The organism is Streptomyces sp. NPDC027189 (genome assembly GCF_055566975.1).
This window is the reverse complement of sequence record NZ_JBVHRI010000016.1, coordinates 44,023-61,022: the sequence shown is the minus strand read 5'-3', so window position 1 is coordinate 61,022 and position 17,000 is coordinate 44,023. Positions and strand designations below refer to the sequence as shown.

The window sequence follows — 17,000 nt, the reverse complement described above, 5'->3', positions numbered from 1 at the left end:
CCTACGGGTTTTCCGCCCCCGCCGTCCCTGCCCATTCCCGTCCCCGGGGGGCTGCACCCCCAGCCCCCCCCCGGGTTTGTCTTTCGGGTGCGGGTGGGTGGGGGCTGGTCGCGTGGTTTCCCGCGCCCCTGACGGGGCGCGGGAAACCACTGGTCCTTTAGTCCTTGACCGGGGTCGCCACCCCGTCGCCCGCCCCCGCCGGCGCGGGAATGGCCACGGCCGCCGCCCCGTCGTCATCCGTGTTGATCTTCTCGATGATCGCGTCCCGCTCAGGCGTGTCCTCGGGCTTGAGGAAGCCGATGAGGATGTACAGGACGAGAGAGATGGCCATCGGGAGGGAGACCTGGTACTCCAGCTTCACGTCCGTGCGCTGGGAGAAGTCCAGGTTGTAGTTGACGAAGAAGAAGGCGAGCAGGCCGCAGGCCCAGCTGGTGAGGGCCGCCGTCGGGCCGGACTTACGGAACGGTCGGAGCAGGCCGAGGATGAACGGGATCGCGATCGGGCCCATCAGACCGGCCACCCACTTGATGACGACCGTGATGATGTCCTTGAACGTGGGGGAGTTGACCTGGGTCGCCACCGCCATGGAGAAGCCGAGGAAGGCGACGGTGGTGACGCGGCCCGCGATCAGCCCGGCCCGGGTGTCCCAGGCCCGCGCGGCCTTCGACAGCACCGGCATCACATCCCGCGTGAACACGGCGGCGATCGCGTTCGCGTCGGACGAGCACATGGCCATCGTGTGTGAGAAGAACCCGACGACGACCAGGCCCAACAGGCCGTGCGGAAGGAGCTGTTCGGTCATCAGGCCGTACGCGTCCGACCCGTCGGGCTTCTTCGCCGTGACGAGGAGCGGCGACAGCCACATGGGGATGAAGAGGATCACCGGCCACACGAACCACAGCCCGGCGGACAGGAACGCCGAGCGCGTCGCCTGCTTGGCGCTGCCGGTGGCCATGTAGCGCTGGGCCTGGTTCCACATGCCGCCGTTGTACTCGAAGAGTTTGATGAAGAGATACGCGATGAAGAAGACGGTGAGATACGGGCCCGCGAAGCCGTCCCCGTGACCGTCCAGCTTCGGCGAGTCGAGGGCCTTGGACAACCCGCCCTGGTCGGAGATCTTGTTCAGCGCAATGACCAGCATCGAGACACCGGCCAGCAACTGGATGACGAACTGGCCGAGTTCGGTGAGCGCGTCGGCCCACAGCCCGCCGATCGTGCAGTACACGGCCGTGATGCCACCGGTGATGATGATGCCCTGGGTGAGGGTGACCCCGGTGAACACGGTGAGCAGGGTGGCGATCGCGGCCCACTTCGCGCCGACGTCCACGATCTTCAGCAGGATGCCGGACCAGGCGAGCGCCTGCTGCGTCGGTACGTTGTAGCGGTCCTTGAGATATTCGAGCGGCGAGGCGACGTGCAGTCGCGAGCGCAGCCGGTTGAGCCGGGGCGCGAAGGCCTTGGCGCCGATGGCGACGCCGATGGCGATGGGCAGCGCCCAGGTGACGTATGACGTGATGCCGTAGGTGTACGCGATGCCGGCGTAGCCGGTGAACATCACCGCGCTGTAGCCCGACATGTGGTGCGAGATGCCGGACAGCCACCAGGGCATCTTGCCGCCCGCGGTGAAGAAGTCGCTGACGTCGTCGACACGCTTGTGGGACCAGAAGCCGATCGCTGTCATGACGCCGAAGTACGCGACCAGGACGGCCCAGTCGAGACCGTTCATGTGCCCCCTCCAGGGGTCCGCCTTGTGAACCTGCAGATACCGGACGGCACTTCGCCAGTACGTGCATGGGCGGCGCCCCCGTGCGGGAGCGGGGACTTCGGGGATTGAACCGCTGGTTCGACCGACCGGTCAAGACCTCTCGCGGTCACAGATATGAACACAGATCAGAAAGCAGAACGATTTTGCCTCTACTTTACCCGTAGGGCTGTTGTCGTGCTCGTGACGTGGAACACACGATGAGCGGGCACTTCGTCAGCAGGACATCGACACGACGATCGACACCGCGATCGCCGCGGCGATCGGCAACGATCGGCAGGACGACAGAGACGACGGGCGTACGGGATGCGGGTCCCGTGCGACTGGGAAGGGAGCCGCGACGGCCGTACCTACCGCATGAGTTCGCCGGCGTTCACGAGCAGCGACTGCCCCGTGATGGCGCGTGCCCGGTCGGACGCCAGGAACACCGCGGCGTCCGCCACATCCCCGTCCGTGGCCAGCTCGGGCAGGGCCATCCGCTCGGTGAGCCGGGCCAGTACGTCCGCCTGCGGCACGCCCTCGGTGTGCGCGGTGAACTGGACGTACGCCTCGACGGGCGGGCCCCACATCCAGCCCGGCAGCACAGTGTTGACCCGTATCCGATGCGGGCCGAGCTCCCTCGCCAGGGAGTACATCGCGCTCGTCAGGGCGCCCTTCGACGCCGCGTACGCCGCTTGCCGCACCTGGCTCGGCGCGGCCACCGACGACTGGGTGCCGATGATGACAACCGAGCCGCCGCGCGACTTGAGCGCGGGCAGGCAGGCGCGGGTCATCCGCAAGGTGCCGAGCAGGTTCACGTCGATGACCGACTGCCAGGTGGCGAAGTCGGCGTCCTGCAGGCCGCCGAAGTAGCTGTCCCAGGCGGCGACATGGACCACCGCGTCGATCCCCCCGAACCGCTCCGCCGCCAGCGCGGCCAGCGCCTCGCACTGTCCCTCGTCCGTGATGTCCGTCGCTCGGTACGCCGTGTGCGCGCCGTCCGGATCGAGTTCGGCCGCCGACTTGGCGAGATTCGCCTCCGTGCGCGCCCCGAGCACCGCGTTGCCCCCGTCGCGCACCACGGCCGCCGCGACCTGATGGCCGAGACCGGCCCCGACGCCCGACACGACGACGGTCTTGCCCGCGAGCAGTGACATCGAAAACACCCCTTTTTGTGGCTCGGTTCGCCTCCGGCGCGCCCCTGCGGCTCACTCGCCGTAGGTTGCCGTGACTCTGGCGCATTGTCTGACGGAGCGTCAGAGTATGGGCGTCCGGCGGAAGAAGGAAGGGGAACGTCATGTCGGAGGAGACCCGCAGCGAGACGTACGCCGAACTGGCCGCCCTCGGCCCGTACGGCGTCCACCCGGGCCACGCCCTGATCACCATGGTCGAACCGCACCCGGGCCACGAGTACGCGTACAACCGCTGGTACGAGGACGACCACTACTACGCCGGCGCGATGGCCATGCCCTGGATGTACGCGGGCCGTCGTTGGGTGGCGACCCGCGACCTCCAGCTCCTGCGCTACCCGGAGAAGTCGGCGGTCGCCCAGCCGGTCACCGCGGGCTGCTACATCTCCACGTACTGGGTAACCGAGGGGCGCTACGACGACCACATGAAGTGGACCGTCGGCATCAACAAGCGGCTCAACCGTGACGGCCGCGTCTACCAGGACCGTACGCATGTCTTCACGGCCTTCCAGGACCACGAGGCCACCGTCTACCGGGACGGGGCCGCCGGTCCCCGCGACTTCCACGCCCTCGACCACCCGTACGCGGGCCTGGTGGTGGAGGTCGTCGACGCGGAATCCGCCGCGCAGCGCGCCGAGTTGCTGGAGTGGCTGCGCTCCCGGCACCTGCCCAAACGGCTCGCAGGCTCACCCGCCGCCATGGTCACCGTCTTCCGGCCGACCCCCCTCCCCGGCGACCGCATGACGTACGTCAAGCAGGTCGAGGGCGTGGACACCCGGCTGACCCTGCTGTGGTTCCTGGAGGCGGATCCGCGGGAGTGCTGGGAGGAGTACTTCACGGGGCTGGACGCGGCGGTCGGCGAGTCGGGGCTGGGGAGGGTGGAGCTCGTGGCGCCGTTCATCCCCACGGTGCCGGGGACGGACCGTTACGTGGACCGGCTCAGGTAGCCGCCGGGTTCGGTATGGCCGAGCCCCCTCGGCCGGGACGGCGGGCCAGTCGAGAGGGCTCTGTACGTGACGCGTATGAAGTTGTATGTGGTCATGTGTCAGGCGGGGTCTTTAAGCGCCCCGGCTCACCTCGGCCACGAAGGCGTTCCACGCGTCCGCGGGAAAGGCCAGCGTGGGGCCGTGGGGGACCTTGGAGTCGCGTACGGCCATCGCCGCGAGCACCGGGGACTTGACCTCGACGCAGGCGCCGTTGCCGGTGGAGTAGGAAGACTTGGTCCACGTGTCGGTGGCGCCCTGCTGAATTGCCATGTTCGCTCCAGTAGCGAGTTGTTGAGTTGCTGTCACCGCACTGCTGGTTCGTCCGGAACCCGCTGCTCGGTTTGCGCCAACGTTGTTGTTCGGTGGCGTGATCGACGCTACTCGCCAACATCGGCTGACGAAGCGACTATTCACTCGACTGGATGGCATATTCCATGGGGTCTTCCGCACTGGCATGGCGAAGGTGTATTGTCCGGCACCTTCCCGGCGGGACTGCTGTCATGCGCCCCGGCGGGACCGCCGTCCCGGCCTCAGCGCGCGTACTCCTTCGCGATGTCGGCGATGAACTGACGCGACTGTTCCACGTTCAGGGCCTGCGCCCGCAGATGCTCGTACATCACGCTGTACTTCTGGACGTCGTTCGCCTTCTCCAGGTACAGGTCGCTGGTCACGCCCTCGATGTAGACCACGCTGGAGTCGGCCGCGTCGGGGAACTCGAGGATCGCGTACTGGCCGTTCAGCCCCGGGTGCGCCCCCATGTCGAAGGGGATCACCTGCACGGTGACGTGCGGCAGTTGGGACTGCTCGACGAGGTGTTCCAGCTGGTCGCGCATGAGCGAGCGGTTGCCGACGGTCCGGCGCAGGGCGGCCTCGTCGAGGACGGTCCACAGGCGCAGCGGGTTGTCGGGGGCGGAGATTCGTTCCTGCCGCTTCAGTCGCACCTGGCCCCGCTTGTCGATGTCGCCGGGCGCGGTCTCGGGCAGGGCGCCCGCGATCAGGGCCTCGGCGTACGGCCGGGTCTGCAGCAGGCCGGGGACGACCTGGGGGTCGTAGACGCGAAGTGATGCGGCGTCGGTTTCCAGCCCGATGTAGACGCTGTACGGGATGTCGCCGAAGGAGTGCCACCAGCCCTGCTGGCGCGAGTCCTTGGCCATCTGCATCAGCGAGTCGACGATCCGGTGGTCGTCGACCTCGTAGACCCCGCACAGATCGCGGACGTCGCGCTGACTGATACTGCGCCGTCCGTTCTCCAATCGGCTGATCTTCGACTGGGAGACCAGCAGCCGCTCGGCGACCTCTTCGGCCGTCATGCCCTTGAGCTCGCGGAGCCGGCGCAGCTCCTGGCCCAGCCGGCGCCGCCGGACGGTGGGATTCACATTGGACGCCACGGGACGTGCACCTCCGGCTGCGGGCCTCTACTTTGCGTGTCTGCTGTTGAGCAGACTGCCACCAAGGTGCTTTCTACCGCTGGGAAACAGCGGATATGCGCTGGGTAGGCGCCAGTTCGGGGATCCGGCGTGTATATGCGGCTGCCCCGGCCTCCGTTGAGGCTCGCGCGGATGCGGCCGCGCGGGGCGGTGGGGCCGTGTCGTCGTCCGGACGTACGGCCCCACCGCCCCGCGCGAGCCAGCGGCTCCCGAACCGGTCTTGGGGACTGCGGTGCGGCGCTGAGGTACTGGCGGTGCTGGTCGTGCTGGCGGTGCTGATACTGCGTGTCGTGCCGGGTGCCGTGGGACTGCGGCTCAGTGGGCCACGGCGCGCGCCATGGAACCGCGGCGCGGTTGCATCGGAACACCGCGGGCGGGTTCCGGTGCGGTCCTGACTCCGGCGGTGGCCGGCCGGCCTGCCGGTGCCGGGCTGCGGCGCGGTTGTGCGGCTACACCGTTCTGAACGTCCATGACCGCATGGGCCACGAGGCCGCCCATGGGGTCGTGCCTGATCAGGTCCCGCAGCCGGGAGCGGGACGAACGTCCCTCATTACCCGGATACAGGTGCTTGCCGAGACCGACCGCATGGGCCAGCGCGGCGAGCGCCGCGGTCCGCGGGTCCGGCGGGACGCCGGTGCGGATCGCACTGTCCAGCCGGGACCTGATCTCCCGGCTGATCGCCGTGTCCGTCGCTTGGTAGCGAGTCGTCGGCAGCACCCCGCACATCTGGCCGGCCACGGCATGCACCATGCCGCACCTCTCCAGATGCGAGAGGTAGGTCTGGCGAAGTCCCAGTCGGGGTCCGCCAATCCAGTTCACAGCGCGTACGGGTGCTCCGCGTCGGCGAAGCAGTTCCAACGCACAGTCCAGTGTTGGATCTCCAGTCGGCCGTGGTGCCACCACGGCGATACGATCCCCGTCTGGGGCTATCCGTCCGGCCAGCGCCAGCTCCACTAGCTGTGCTCCGGCCAGACCTAGGTCGAGCGACTGCGGCTGTGCGGTGGTACCCGTGGTCGGGTCCAACGCCAGCAGCAGAAGCTCCTCCGGAAGTGTTCTGCGGCTCCTGCCCATCCATGCCTCCCCGCGTGGATGAATGACAGGGTGACCCCTCTCACATTGGTCTGTCGAGGGTGCGTGACCGGAATGTAGTGGAACCGGTAGGTATGTCGTTCTCGTCTACCGCAGGGGTTAAGCCCCCACACAGGACACTGGTACATGGTTCGGACAGCGGTGTCCGGGCGGCGGTTGCACGGTTTGACGGTTCGGTTGGCGCACGGAGGGCGTGTGCCGCATGGAGGAGGCATCGGTGGCGGGCGAGTCCCCCGACAGGTCGAAGCAGCACGAGTCGTCGGCGTCGTCGGCAGAACCGACGCCGGGGACCCCGGCCGCGGTTCCGGGTCCGGCGCGAGGTGCCGCGTCGGCCTCGAACCCGGCCCCGGCTTCGGCCGACCCCCGCATGGCGGTGGCCCGCGAGCGGGCGGCCACGGTGCGGGTGGATCAGGCTACGGCGGTGTTCTCCACGAAGGCCTTGGCGGCGGCCGATCGGGGGGACTCCGCCGAGTCCGGCGAGAAGGGCTCCGAGGGCGACTCCCGGCTGCGGGCCGCCGTGGCCGCGTGGGTGGCCGGTGCGGACGGGGACGACTCCCCGGCCGCCGGGAAGTCCGGACGCGACGACCGTGACTCCGCCGGGGGGCGCTCCGCGGACTCCGAGGACCCCGACGCGGGGCGCTCCGAGGGTTCCGATGTGGCCGCGGACGACGCCGAACCGACCGATGCCGTCGACGTCGACGGTGACGTCGACGGCATCGGCGACGGTGAGGGCGACGCGGCGACGTCCGGCGAGGACTCGCCGCGCGATGCGGGGGACTCCCGCGGGGACGACTCCGACGCGGCTGCCGACGGCGCCGCGGCGACGGCCGGGTCGGGAGCCGAGTCGGCGACCGACGAGGCGTCAGCTTCGGACACCGAAGCGGTCGAAGGTCGGGACTCCGCGAACTCCGCCTCCGACGAGGCTTCCGTCGCCGACGAGTCCGACGGCGAAGCCGAGACCGCGACCGGTTCCGCGTCCCGCACCGGCTCCGCGCCTGCCGCCGGCGAGACCGGACATCAGGCCGAGAGCACGGCGGCTTCCGAGCCCGACTCCGGCTCCGCGTCTGCCCCCACGGCCGACTCCGGCTCGGCGTCTGTCTCCGGGGCCGGCTCCGGCTCGGCGTCTGTCTCCGGGGCCGGCTCCGGCTCGGCGTCTGTCTCCGGGGCCGGCTCCGGCTCGGCGTCTGCCTCCGTGGCCGACTCCGGCTCCGCGTCCGCCTCCGCGCCTGTCGTCGGCCGCGCGTTCGCCTCCGGCGAGGCTTCTGCCGCCGGTGAGTCCGGGGGTGAGGCCGAGAGCACGGCCGGTTCCGCGGCCGGGTCCGGATCCACCTCCACCTCCACCTCCGAGGCCGGCGACGGGTCTTCGTCCGCGTCCGCCGCCAGGGCCGCGTCTGCCCCCACGGCCGACGCCGGCTCCGCGTCTGCCTCCGACGGTGCGCCCAAGTCCGGGTCCAAGTCCGGGTCCAAGTCCGAGTCCGAGTCCGACGACGACACCTCGGTCGAGGACGCCACCCCCAGCCCCAAGGGCACGGCGGAGGACTCGCCGAAGGGGCCCTCGGCGGCGCCTCCGAAGGCCACCGCCACGGGCGCCAAGGACTCCACCGCCCCCAAGCCCCCGGTCGACCAGCCCACCGCCATCTTCAAGGCCCCCCGGCCCCCGGCCGTGGACCAGCCCACCACCATGCTCAAGTTGGGCGGCGGCACCAAGCCGACCACTGAAAAGCCCGCGACCAAGCCCGAGTCCGACGCCGAGCGCACCAGCAAGTTCGTCGCCCTCAAGCCCCTCGACGAGCCGGCCGCCCCGGCGAAGCCGAAGACCACCCCGGCCCCCGGCACCCCGGCCAAACCGGCGGCAGCCCCCGCCCCGGGAACCGCTGACAAGCCGGCGGCAGCCACCGCCGCGCTTCCGCAGACCGGGCCCGAGCGCACCACCCAGCAGCCGCTGCCGCCGAAGCCCCCGCTGGATTTGCTGGCCGAGCTGACGAACACGCCGCCGCCCCCGCAGACCCCGGTCCGGACGATCGTGCGGCGGGTCAAGATCTGGACCCCGATGGTCCTGCTGCTCGCGGTGATCTTTGCAGTCGTACAGGCCGTACGTCCGCTCCCGACCCCCGCCCTCGCGCTCACCGCCGACGAGACGTACACCTTCGAGGGCGGCAAGCTCGACCTGCCCTGGCCGGGGCAGGGACAGTCCGCGATCGAGGTCGAGGGCGTCGGCAGCCTCGGCACGGAGGGCAAGCAGACGCCCGCCCCCATCGCGAGCGTCGCCAAGATCATGACGGCGTACGTCATCCTTCAGGAGCACCCGCTGAAGGGGAACGAGGGCGGCGAGAAGATCACCGTCGACCAGCAGGCCGAGGACGAGTCGAAGCTGCCGGACGAGTCGACGGCGGCCATGTCGAAGGGGCAGCAGTTCACGGAGCGCCAGATGCTCCAGATGCTGATGATCCCGTCCGGCAACAACGCGGCGCGGCTGCTGGCCCGTTGGGATTCCGACAACGAGACCTTCGTCGGCAAGATGAACGCCGCGGCGAAGAAGCTCGGCATGACGAAGTCGACGTACACCGACCCGAGCGGTCTGCAGAAGACGACGGTGAGCACCGCCACCGACCAGCTCAAGCTGGCGAAGGCGGTGATGCAGAACGAGGTGTTCCGCAGCATCGTCTCGATGGCCAGCGCGAAGATCCCCGGCCTCGACAAGCCCATCTACAACAACAACGACCTGCTGGTGAAGCAGGTCGGCGTGATCGGCCTGAAGACCGGTTCGTCGACGCCCGCGGGCGGCAACCTGGTGTGGGCGGCGACCAAGACCGTGAACGGCAAGACGCAGACGGTCTACGGCGCGGTGCTCAGCCAGAACGCCGGCACCGGCAAGGTCTGGGACAGCCTCCAGCTGGCGCTGACCAACAGCCAGAAGCTCATCGACAAGGTTCAGCAGAGCCTGACCTCCGCCACGGTGGTGAAGAAGGGCGACGTCGTCGGCTACGTGGACGACCAGCTCGGCGGCAGCACGCCCGTCGTCGCCACCAAGAACATGACGGCGGTCGGCTGGCCCGGCCTGAAGACGAAGCTGTCGATCGGTGACGAGGACGGCACAACGGTCCCGCACTCCGGCAAGGCCGGCACGGTCGTCGGCCAACTGACCGTCGGCGACGGCTCCAGTCACGCCGTGACGATCCCCGTCGCGCTCCAGTCGGACCTCGCCGAGCCCGGCCTCGGCGCCAAGCTGACCCGCGTCAGCTGAACGGACGTACGCACCGGTGCCGTACCGCGGCCCGCACCGGTGGCGTACGCCGGGTACGAAGCAACGCACCGCACCCCGTCGGCGGGGCCCCGCCCGGGCGCTCCCCGACGGGGTGCGTGCTAGCGTCGCTGGGTGGCCTCGGGGCTGGTCGCGGGCCGCGGCTCCCGGCGCAGAACGGACAACGGGACACGGGAGAGCCTTGCAGTGGCGACAGCGGAGCCGACACACGCCGACGACGCCGATCCGGGCCCAGGAGCAGGCCCGCGAATACCGCTGCGTGCCCGTACCCCTGACGGAGCGCAGGACGAAGAGTCCCCGTCGGAGCACGGCACCCGCCTGAGCCGATTCCTCCGCCACCCCGTCGTCCTCGCCACCGCCCTTTCCGGCGTCCTCCACGTCGTCTGGTTCTTCACGTTCGCGAACAGTGGTGGGGATCTCGCCGCGCAGGACGCGTGGGCGGAGTTCGTGGGGCGGCACCCGGACTCGGCGTACAACCTCGCCTGGTACGGCGGGATGCACCCGGTCTCGTACAGCGTGGTGTCGCCGTATCTGATGTCGGTGCTCGGCGTCCGTACGACGATGATGATCGCGGGGACCATTTCGGCGGCCCTGCTGACGATGATCCTGATGCGCAGCCGGGCGGTGAAGAACCCGCTGTGGCCCGCCTTCGCGGGCGTCTTCGCGCTCCTGTGCAACGCCGCCTCGGGCCGGGTGACCTACGGCCTCGGCACGGTGTTCGCGCTCGCCGCGGCCGCCGTCGTCTTCTGCTGGCCCTACCGCTGGCGCTACAAACGCTGGGCGAAGGCCCTGTGCGCGGCACCGCTCGCCGCGCTGGCGACCGCCGCTTCACCGGTCGCCGGACTGTTCGTCGGTCTGGTCGCGGTGGCCCTGTTCCTGCAGAAGCGCCGCCCCGGCGCGTACGCCCTCGGTATCGCGCCGGCCGTCGTGGTCGCCGTATCCGCCTGGCTGTTCCCCTTCTCCGGCACTCAGCCGATGGCCTTCTACTCCGTCATCCTGCCTTTCGTGTACTCCGTCCTGGTCTTCGTCCTCGTCCCCAAGGAGTGGAAGACGGTACGGATCACTGCGGCGGTGTACGGCCTCTCCGTGCTCGGCGTCTGGCTGATCAGCTCGCAGATCGGCTCCAACATCACGCGTCTGGCGATGCTGTTTGCGGGAGTCGTGCTGCTGGCGGCCCTGCCCTTCGCCGTGCCGAAGTCGCGCAAGTGGTACGCGATCGTCGTCGCCTTCGTCGGATTCGTCGGCTGGATCGGCTTCAAGTCCGTCGACGACATCGTGCATACGACTCCGGCTGCGTCCTGGGCGCGTGAGCTGGCCCCGCTCGTCAACCAGCTCCAGGTGGTGGGCGCCGAGAAGGGCCGTGTCGAGGTCGTCCCGGCCCGCTCCCACCGCGAGGCCTCCGCCCTCGCCCCGTACGTCAACCTCGCCCGCGGCTGGAACCGCCAGGCCGACATGGAGCGCAACCCGCTCTTCTACGACGACACCCTCAACTCCGCGAACTACCACGAGTGGCTGCAGCGCTGGGCCGTCCACTACGTGGTGCTGCCGAAGGGCGAACCGGACGGTGACGGCGGTGAGCGGGAGCGCGAACTGGTCCAGCGGGGGATGCCGTATCTGCGCCAGATCTGGGGCGACGCGAACTGGCAGCTCTTCGCGGTGACGGACCCGGTCCAGCTCGCCGAGCCCAACGCCGTCGTCGACCGCGCCGAACAGGGCGAGCTGACGCTCGAGGTGAAGAAGGCGGGCCGCATTCTCATCCGGATCCCGTACTCCCCGTGGCTCAGCATCGTCGATGCCGAGGGCAAGAGCGTGAAGCCGCCGCAGGAGACGGAGCAGTCCAAGAACCGTGCCGAGGGGATGCCGAAGACGTACGACAACCTCAACGGTTGTCTGATGCCGACGGAGGAGACCGCGGCGGGCGACAAGTGGACCGAGCTACTGGCCCCGAAGCCGGGCACCTACCGCCTGGCGGCGCCGTACCAGTTCCCCCGGGGAACCCCCTGCCCGGAGGAACTGCGCTGACGCGCCTGAGTGGGGGCCAGAACGTTTTGCTGCCCCCGCCGCCCTGCCCATTCCCGTACCAGCCTTTCGGCTGCGGGTGCGTGGGGGTTTGTCGCGCAGTTCCCCGCGCCCCTGAAAGGGGCGCAGCTCCCAGGGACGGGACGAGTAGGGGCGGAGGGGGCGACAAAACGCCCCGCCCACGTCACCTCACCGGAAACGCCACGTCGCACACCGCGTCCTCCGGCCCCGCCGCGTCCCAGTCCGCGAAGTACACCTCGCGACAGGGACCGTCGTACGAGAGCCCCCGCTCGGCGATCCACGCCTCGACGGCCTCGAAGGCGGCGAGGATCTGAGGATGGGCGACCTGCGCCTTGGTGATGCGGGTGTAGGCGAGCCGCTGGGCGGGCTCGACGCGAACCCTGGCCTGCCAGGGCCGGCCTTGCTGCTCGGCCCAGGTGCGCGCGGCGTCCGCGTCGGCGACGGGAACGCATGTCTCCGCCGGCCCGTCGCTCTCGGTGCTGACCTCGGCGTAGTAGACGACGAAGGGCGGACCGGTGATCCCCCCGCACTGCTCGGCGCCCTCCTCCAGCCGCCCCAGCGAGGCCGGAATCCAGACCGGCAGCTCGTCCGCGAGGGTGTGCCGCGTCTCGGTCAGCACCACACGCTCGGGCACGTCCAGCGTCTCGACCACGAACTTCCCGTACATCTCGGAGCTCCTTCCCGACAGCCGTCCACGGAGGTACTCGGCGAGCGTCCGCTGCGAAGCGAACCGCGCCTCGGCGTCCGCCCAGTACGCGGCGAGGAGATCGGCGCCGGCCCGGCTCCGCGCCTCGACCACCTCCGCGATCCGCGCGAGCGGCATGTCGAGCTGGCGCAGCAGGGCGACCAGGCGGGCGCGTTCGACCTGGTCGGCGCGGTAGTAGCGATAGCCGCTGACCTCGTCGACGTGCGCCGGAGCCAGTAGTCCGAGCCGGTCGTACAGCCGAAGCGCCTTCGGCGAGAGCCGCGCGCGAGCGGCGAACGCGCCGATCGTGAGCAGTTCCTGATCCGCCGGGCCGGGCTCCGGTCGCGGTCCCTGATGCGCGTGTTCCTGATGCACGAGCCCATCCTCCGTCACCGGGCGCCTCCCGCCCGGTGACACAGGACGTTCTCCCTTGCCCCAGGGGCAAGGTCAATCACGTCGGAGTCAGCCGGCGAGCTGCTTCTCCACCGCCGCGACGACTTCCGCGGACTCCGGCTCGGTCTGCGGCGAGAAGCGGCCGACGACCGCGCCGTCCCGCCCGATCAGGAACTTCTCGAAGTTCCAGCGGATGTCCCCGCTGTGCCCCTCGGCGTCCTCGGTGCCGACCAGCCGCTGGTACAGCCCGTGCCGCCCGTCCCCGTTCACCTCGACCTTCTCGGTCAGCGGGAAGGTCACGCCGTACGTCGCCGAGCAGAACTCGGCGATCTCCTCGGAGGTCCCGGGCTCCTGCCCCATGAACTGGTTGCAGGGCACCCCGAGCACGGTGAAGCCCTGGTCGGCGTAGCGCTCCTGGAGGCGCTCCAGGCCCGCGTACTGCGGGGTCAGCCCGCACTTGGAGGCCACGTTCACGATGAGCACGGCCTTGCCCTTGTACTGCCCCAGATCGGCGGAACCACCCTGAAGGGCCCCGATTTCGACGTCAAGCACAGAGTTGTCAGTAGTCATAAACGGATGCTAACTCCGCCGGATGACGTGACCGTCAGCTCCGCTGGGCTGTGACGAGCACCTCACCGGCCGCCGTCCGCGAATACAGCACCGACCGCCCCGCCCGCCGCCGCTGCACGAGCCGCGCGTCCAGCAGCACCTTCAGATGCCGCCCGACCGAGCCCAGCCCCTGCCCGGTCACGGCCACCAGCTGGCTCGTGGACATCGGGGAGTCGAGGAGGACGAGGACGCCGGCGCGGGCCGGTCCGAGGAGCGCGCCGAGACTCTCGGGCACGGCTTCGGTGCGTACGTCGGCCAGCACACCCGCGCACGGGTAGACGACCGCGTACCGGTCGGGCTCCTCCCAGGACACCCAGCCTGCCTCGGGAGTGACGGGCACGAAGAGGAGCTGCGCTCCGGAGATCTCGCGCGGCGGATACTCGTGGAGGTTGACCTGGAGGCGGTTGTCGCCGAGCCATCGCGTCCCCGGCCGCAGTGCGTCCAGCGCCGCCGCCCAGCCGCCCTGGCTCAACTGCGCCGTACGGGCGACCACATCCGCCTCCAGGATGCGCCGCCGCCGGTCCCAATAGGGTCGTACGGCGTCGTGCCACACGTAGGTGAGGAGCTCGGCGGCGCGCCCGGGCAGGTCGTCGCGGTCCGCGAGCCGGTCGGGCAGTGGGCCGCGGAGGGAGACGGTGAGGTGGGCGCGCGCGTCGTCCGGTGACACCTCCCGCACCCGGGCGACCTCGTCCTCGAAGGTCTCGTCGCCGTACGGGGTCGGGGTGAGGAAGTCGGCGATCCAGGACCGCCCGAGCCCGGAACGGATGAGCAGCGCGGTGACCGGGTCGGAGGCGAGCCGCTTCCGGTACGCGGGCAGATGGGCCCGCAGCCAGGCGTGCTCCCCGGGATGCGCGCCCACCCCCGCCTGCAGCACCTTCAGGCTCGCGAAGGTCTCCGCGAGCGGCGACAGCACGAAACGGCTTCCGGCGAGGGTGTCGGCGTTGACCTGCCACCAGCCCATGCGCCGCCTCCTTCCCCCCGGCTTGGTTTCGCCTCCGCGCGAAACAATAACGACCGCTTCGCAGGGCCCCCGAGACTCCGCGCATGCGCAGCTACTCCGACCTCTTCCGCACGCGGGAGTTCACCCCGCTGTTCCTGTCCTCCTGCTTCAAGACCGCGGCCTCGACAGTGAGCGGTCTGGCCCTCGCCACCCTGGTGTACCGGGCGACGGACTCGCCCCTGCTCTCCGCGCTGAGCATGTTCGGACCGTCGCTGGCGCAGGTCGTGGGCGCGACGACGCTGCTCTCCGCGGCGGACCGGCTGCCGCCGCGGGCGACGGTGACGGGCATCGCGCTCGCGTTCGCGCTCGGTACGGCGGCGATGGCGACCCCCGGCCTCCCGATCTGGACGATCTTCGTCCTGCTCCTGTTCCTCGGCCTGGTCCAGTCGTTCGGCGGCGGAGTCCTGTGGGGCCTGCTGAACGAGATCCTCGCCAAGGAGGGCTATCTGCTGGGCCGTTCTGTGTTCAACATGATGAGCGGCGTCGCGCAGATCACGGGATACGCGACCGGTGGCGTCCTGGTGGCGCTGCTGTCCCCGCGGGTCACGCTGCTCCTGGCGGCGGCCCTGTATCTGGCGTCGGCCCTGACCGCCCGAGTGGGCCTGACCCGGCGCGCCCCGCGCGCCGCCGGCCGCCCGTCCGTCGCGGAGACCTGGCGCACGAACGCGCGCCTGTGGTCCTCGCCCGAACGCCGCACCCTCTACCTCCTTCTCTGGATTCCCAACGGCCTGATCGTCGGCTGCGAATCGCTGTACGTGTCGTACGCGCCGAGCCGGGCGGGCGCGCTGTTCGCCTGCGCGGCGTTCGGGATGTTCGTGGGGGACGTGACGACGGGCCGCTTCCTCCCGCCCCGGGTGCGTGCCCGCCTGGGCATCCCGTTCCTGCTGCTCCTGGCGACGCCGTATCTGCTGTTCGCGCTCCGGCCCGGGGTCGGCGTGGCGGCGGCCGCCGTGGCCGTGGCCTCCATCGGCTTCGGCGCGAGCCTGATCCAGCAGGAACGGCTGGTGTCCCTGATCCCGGACGAACTGAGCGGCCACGCCCTGGGGTTGCACACGGCGGGCATGCTGACCATGCAGGGTGTGAGCGCGGCGCTGGCGGGCGGCGTCGCCCAACTCACCTCGCCCGGTGCGGCGATGACGGTCATGGCCGTCGCCTCGATCACGGTCACGGTGTCGCTGGCGCCGTTGCTTCTCCGCCGCCGTACCGCGTCGGGAGATTGCCAACGCCCGGCGGTGTCCGCGCCAAGGGAAAGACAATCCGGGGTGAACTCTCCCTGAATTGAGCGTAGTTGTGCGATCGGTGTCACAACCACCCCACGGTCACCCAGGTCGAAGGAGGTGACCGAAAGCGCTCACGAGCGCGCAGAAACACACCAAGGGGTAACCATGTTCAGTCGCCGCAGCCGCCGTACCGCCGCCGCCCTGCCGAAGGCCCTGGCGCTCGCCGCCGTGTGCGCCGCGGTAGCCGTCCCGACGGCACACGCCGCGACCGCCAAGAGCGCGACCGCCAGGAGCGCGACGGCGAATGTCGTGGGCCAGAAGCTCTACTACACGGCAGCCCCGGGTCAGAAGAACAACCTGACCATCTCCTGGGCGCTCGGCGCGACCGACCCGGCGTCCCAGCTGTCCGACTACATCTACACCTTCGACGACACCGTGAAGATCTCCCTCGGCGAGGGCTGTGTCCGTCCCGACGCGAGCGACAACACCAAGGCCGTCTGCACGGTGACGGAGCCCAACACCTCGGCATCCGACCTCGACTCCCTGATCGTCGACCTTGGCGACGGCGACGACACCGCGACGGTCAACGCCAACAACAACGGGTATTCGCGCATCTACGGCGGCGCGGGCAACGACACCCTGACCGGCCACGGCATGGACGTCCTCTACGGCCAGGACGGCGACGACCACCTCTCCGGCGGCGGCGGAGTCTACAGCGAGGGCGCGTTCGGCGGCGCGGGCAACGACGACCTCGCGGCCTGCGGCTACACCTGCCACGGCGGCGCGGGCAACGACACCCTGCACGGCGGCTTGAGCGAGAAGAACGCCGAGTACACCGATTACGGCAACGCCCTGTACGGCGACGACGGCAATGACAAGATCTACGGCAACGCCGGCACCGACCTCATCCAGGGCGGCCGCGGCAACGACAGCCTGTACGGCGGCACGGGCGCCGACAAGATCTACGGCAACAGCGGCGACGACCTCCTGCACGGGGGCGCGGGCACCGACGTCCTCTCCGGCGGTCCGGGCACCGACAGGGTGTACCAGGACTGAACTGAACCGAACCAGCGCCGGGTGAGCGCGAGGAACGCGGTCCAGCTGTCCGGGGCGACCGTGAAGGCCGGGCCCTCGGTGTTCTTGGAGTCGCGGACGTGAACGGTACGGGGTGCGGCGGCGACTTCGATGCACTCGCCGCCCTGCTCCGTGCTGTAGCTGGACGGCGCCGCGCGATGGAGCACTTCCTGTCGTTCGAGCGATGGAGCACTTCCTGCCGTTCGGAACGTGCCGCGACTCGTTGCTCGATCTCGCCCTCGGTGAGAGCGGGAAACTCATTCCGCGGCACCGCGTCCGCGTAC

At 70.1% G+C, this 17,000-nt stretch carries 13 protein-coding genes and 1 pseudogene; 5 read left to right on the top strand and 9 right to left on the bottom strand.

The features are described 5' to 3' along the window. Nucleotides 1-157: 157 nt before the first annotated feature. Nucleotides 158-1,726 (bottom strand): sodium:solute symporter family protein, encoded by a 1,569-nt coding sequence (locus tag ACZ4RZ_RS32050; protein ID WP_467749896.1) that lies wholly within the window; start codon nucleotides 1,724-1,726, stop codon nucleotides 158-160. A gap of 386 nt (nucleotides 1,727-2,112) precedes the next feature. Continuing rightward, a complete protein-coding gene (locus ACZ4RZ_RS32045) occupies nucleotides 2,113-2,898 on the bottom strand; it encodes an SDR family oxidoreductase (RefSeq protein WP_467749895.1) in 786 nt (261 codons plus the stop codon). A gap of 140 nt (nucleotides 2,899-3,038) precedes the next feature. Here ACZ4RZ_RS32045 and ACZ4RZ_RS32040 point away from each other — a divergent pair, with 140 nt between their 5' ends. Then, nucleotides 3,039-3,878 carry a hypothetical protein gene (locus ACZ4RZ_RS32040; protein ID WP_467749893.1) on the top strand — a complete coding sequence of 280 codons (840 nt, stop codon included), beginning with the start codon at nucleotides 3,039-3,041 and terminating at the stop codon, nucleotides 3,876-3,878. Between the two features lie 111 nt (nucleotides 3,879-3,989). On the opposite strand, the gene ACZ4RZ_RS32035 is transcribed toward ACZ4RZ_RS32040, so the two are convergent. The 3 genes from ACZ4RZ_RS32035 to ACZ4RZ_RS32025 form a co-directional block, all read right to left on the bottom strand. Then, nucleotides 3,990-4,187, bottom strand: coding sequence for a DUF397 domain-containing protein (locus ACZ4RZ_RS32035; protein ID WP_467749891.1), 198 nt, complete (start codon nucleotides 4,185-4,187; stop codon nucleotides 3,990-3,992). Nucleotides 4,188-4,447: 260 nt separating this feature from the next. After that, nucleotides 4,448-5,305, bottom strand: a complete 858-nt coding sequence (locus ACZ4RZ_RS32030; RefSeq protein WP_467749889.1) for a helix-turn-helix domain-containing protein — start codon at nucleotides 5,303-5,305, stop codon at nucleotides 4,448-4,450. 354 nt (nucleotides 5,306-5,659) lie between these two features. Next, complete coding sequence (locus ACZ4RZ_RS32025; RefSeq protein WP_369247303.1) at nucleotides 5,660-6,415, bottom strand: GOLPH3/VPS74 family protein; 756 nt, start codon at nucleotides 6,413-6,415, stop codon at nucleotides 5,660-5,662. A gap of 220 nt (nucleotides 6,416-6,635) precedes the next feature. Between ACZ4RZ_RS32025 and ACZ4RZ_RS32020 the strand changes: the two genes are divergently transcribed. Then, nucleotides 6,636-9,677: a serine hydrolase gene (locus ACZ4RZ_RS32020; RefSeq protein ID WP_467749887.1), complete on the top strand. Its 3,042-nt coding sequence runs from the start codon at nucleotides 6,636-6,638 to the stop codon at nucleotides 9,675-9,677. A gap of 204 nt (nucleotides 9,678-9,881) precedes the next feature. Next, a complete protein-coding gene (locus ACZ4RZ_RS32015) occupies nucleotides 9,882-11,717 on the top strand; it encodes an MFS transporter (protein ID WP_467749886.1) in 1,836 nt (611 codons plus the stop codon). A 181-nt stretch (nucleotides 11,718-11,898) separates the two neighbouring features. On the opposite strand, the gene ACZ4RZ_RS32010 is transcribed toward ACZ4RZ_RS32015, so the two are convergent. The 3 genes from ACZ4RZ_RS32010 to ACZ4RZ_RS32000 form a co-directional block, all read right to left on the bottom strand. Next, the gene (locus ACZ4RZ_RS32010) at nucleotides 11,899-12,795 is read right to left on the bottom strand and encodes a MerR family transcriptional regulator (protein ID WP_467749884.1); all 897 of its coding nucleotides are present in this window, start codon (nucleotides 12,793-12,795) and stop codon (nucleotides 11,899-11,901) included. A gap of 87 nt (nucleotides 12,796-12,882) precedes the next feature. Further along, on the bottom strand, nucleotides 12,883-13,383 hold the full coding sequence (locus ACZ4RZ_RS32005) for a glutathione peroxidase (protein ID WP_467749882.1): 501 nt from the start codon (nucleotides 13,381-13,383) through the stop codon (nucleotides 12,883-12,885). Between the two features lie 34 nt (nucleotides 13,384-13,417). Continuing rightward, entirely contained in the window at nucleotides 13,418-14,383 is a 966-nt protein-coding gene (locus ACZ4RZ_RS32000; RefSeq protein ID WP_467749880.1) for an ArsR/SmtB family transcription factor, read from the bottom strand. A gap of 83 nt (nucleotides 14,384-14,466) precedes the next feature. On the opposite strand from ACZ4RZ_RS32000, the gene ACZ4RZ_RS31995 reads away from it, so the two are divergent. Both ACZ4RZ_RS31995 and ACZ4RZ_RS31990 read left to right on the top strand, forming a co-directional pair. Then, entirely contained in the window at nucleotides 14,467-15,699 is a 1,233-nt protein-coding gene (locus ACZ4RZ_RS31995) for an MFS transporter (protein ID WP_467749878.1), read from the top strand. A 108-nt stretch (nucleotides 15,700-15,807) separates the two neighbouring features. Beyond that, a complete protein-coding gene (locus ACZ4RZ_RS31990) occupies nucleotides 15,808-16,698 on the top strand; it encodes a calcium-binding protein (RefSeq protein ID WP_467749876.1) in 891 nt (296 codons plus the stop codon). A 26-nt stretch (nucleotides 16,699-16,724) separates the two neighbouring features. Here the strand turns inward: ACZ4RZ_RS31990 and ACZ4RZ_RS31985 are convergent. Then, a pseudogene (locus ACZ4RZ_RS31985) lies at nucleotides 16,725-16,862 on the bottom strand (DUF397 domain-containing protein); the annotation flags it as partial. Nucleotides 16,863-17,000 lie beyond the last annotated feature (138 nt).

Coding starts and splice junctions, on each gene's coding strand:
- ACZ4RZ_RS32040 (WP_467749893.1), top strand. CDS start 3,039: ATGTCGGAGGAGACCCGCAGCGAGACGTACGCCGAACTGGCCGCCCTC.
- ACZ4RZ_RS32000 (WP_467749880.1), bottom strand. CDS start 14,383: ATGGGCTGGTGGCAGGTCAACGCCGACACCCTCGCCGGAAGCCGTTTC.
- ACZ4RZ_RS31995 (WP_467749878.1), top strand. CDS start 14,467: ATGCGCAGCTACTCCGACCTCTTCCGCACGCGGGAGTTCACCCCGCTG.
- ACZ4RZ_RS32035 (WP_467749891.1), bottom strand. CDS start 4,187: ATGGCAATTCAGCAGGGCGCCACCGACACGTGGACCAAGTCTTCCTAC.
- ACZ4RZ_RS31990 (WP_467749876.1), top strand. CDS start 15,808: ATGTTCAGTCGCCGCAGCCGCCGTACCGCCGCCGCCCTGCCGAAGGCC.
- ACZ4RZ_RS32005 (WP_467749882.1), bottom strand. CDS start 13,383: ATGACTACTGACAACTCTGTGCTTGACGTCGAAATCGGGGCCCTTCAG.
- ACZ4RZ_RS32050 (WP_467749896.1), bottom strand. CDS start 1,726: ATGAACGGTCTCGACTGGGCCGTCCTGGTCGCGTACTTCGGCGTCATG.
- ACZ4RZ_RS32025 (WP_369247303.1), bottom strand. CDS start 6,415: ATGGGCAGGAGCCGCAGAACACTTCCGGAGGAGCTTCTGCTGCTGGCG.
- ACZ4RZ_RS32045 (WP_467749895.1), bottom strand. CDS start 2,898: ATGTCACTGCTCGCGGGCAAGACCGTCGTCGTGTCGGGCGTCGGGGCC.
- ACZ4RZ_RS32020 (WP_467749887.1), top strand. CDS start 6,636: ATGGAGGAGGCATCGGTGGCGGGCGAGTCCCCCGACAGGTCGAAGCAG.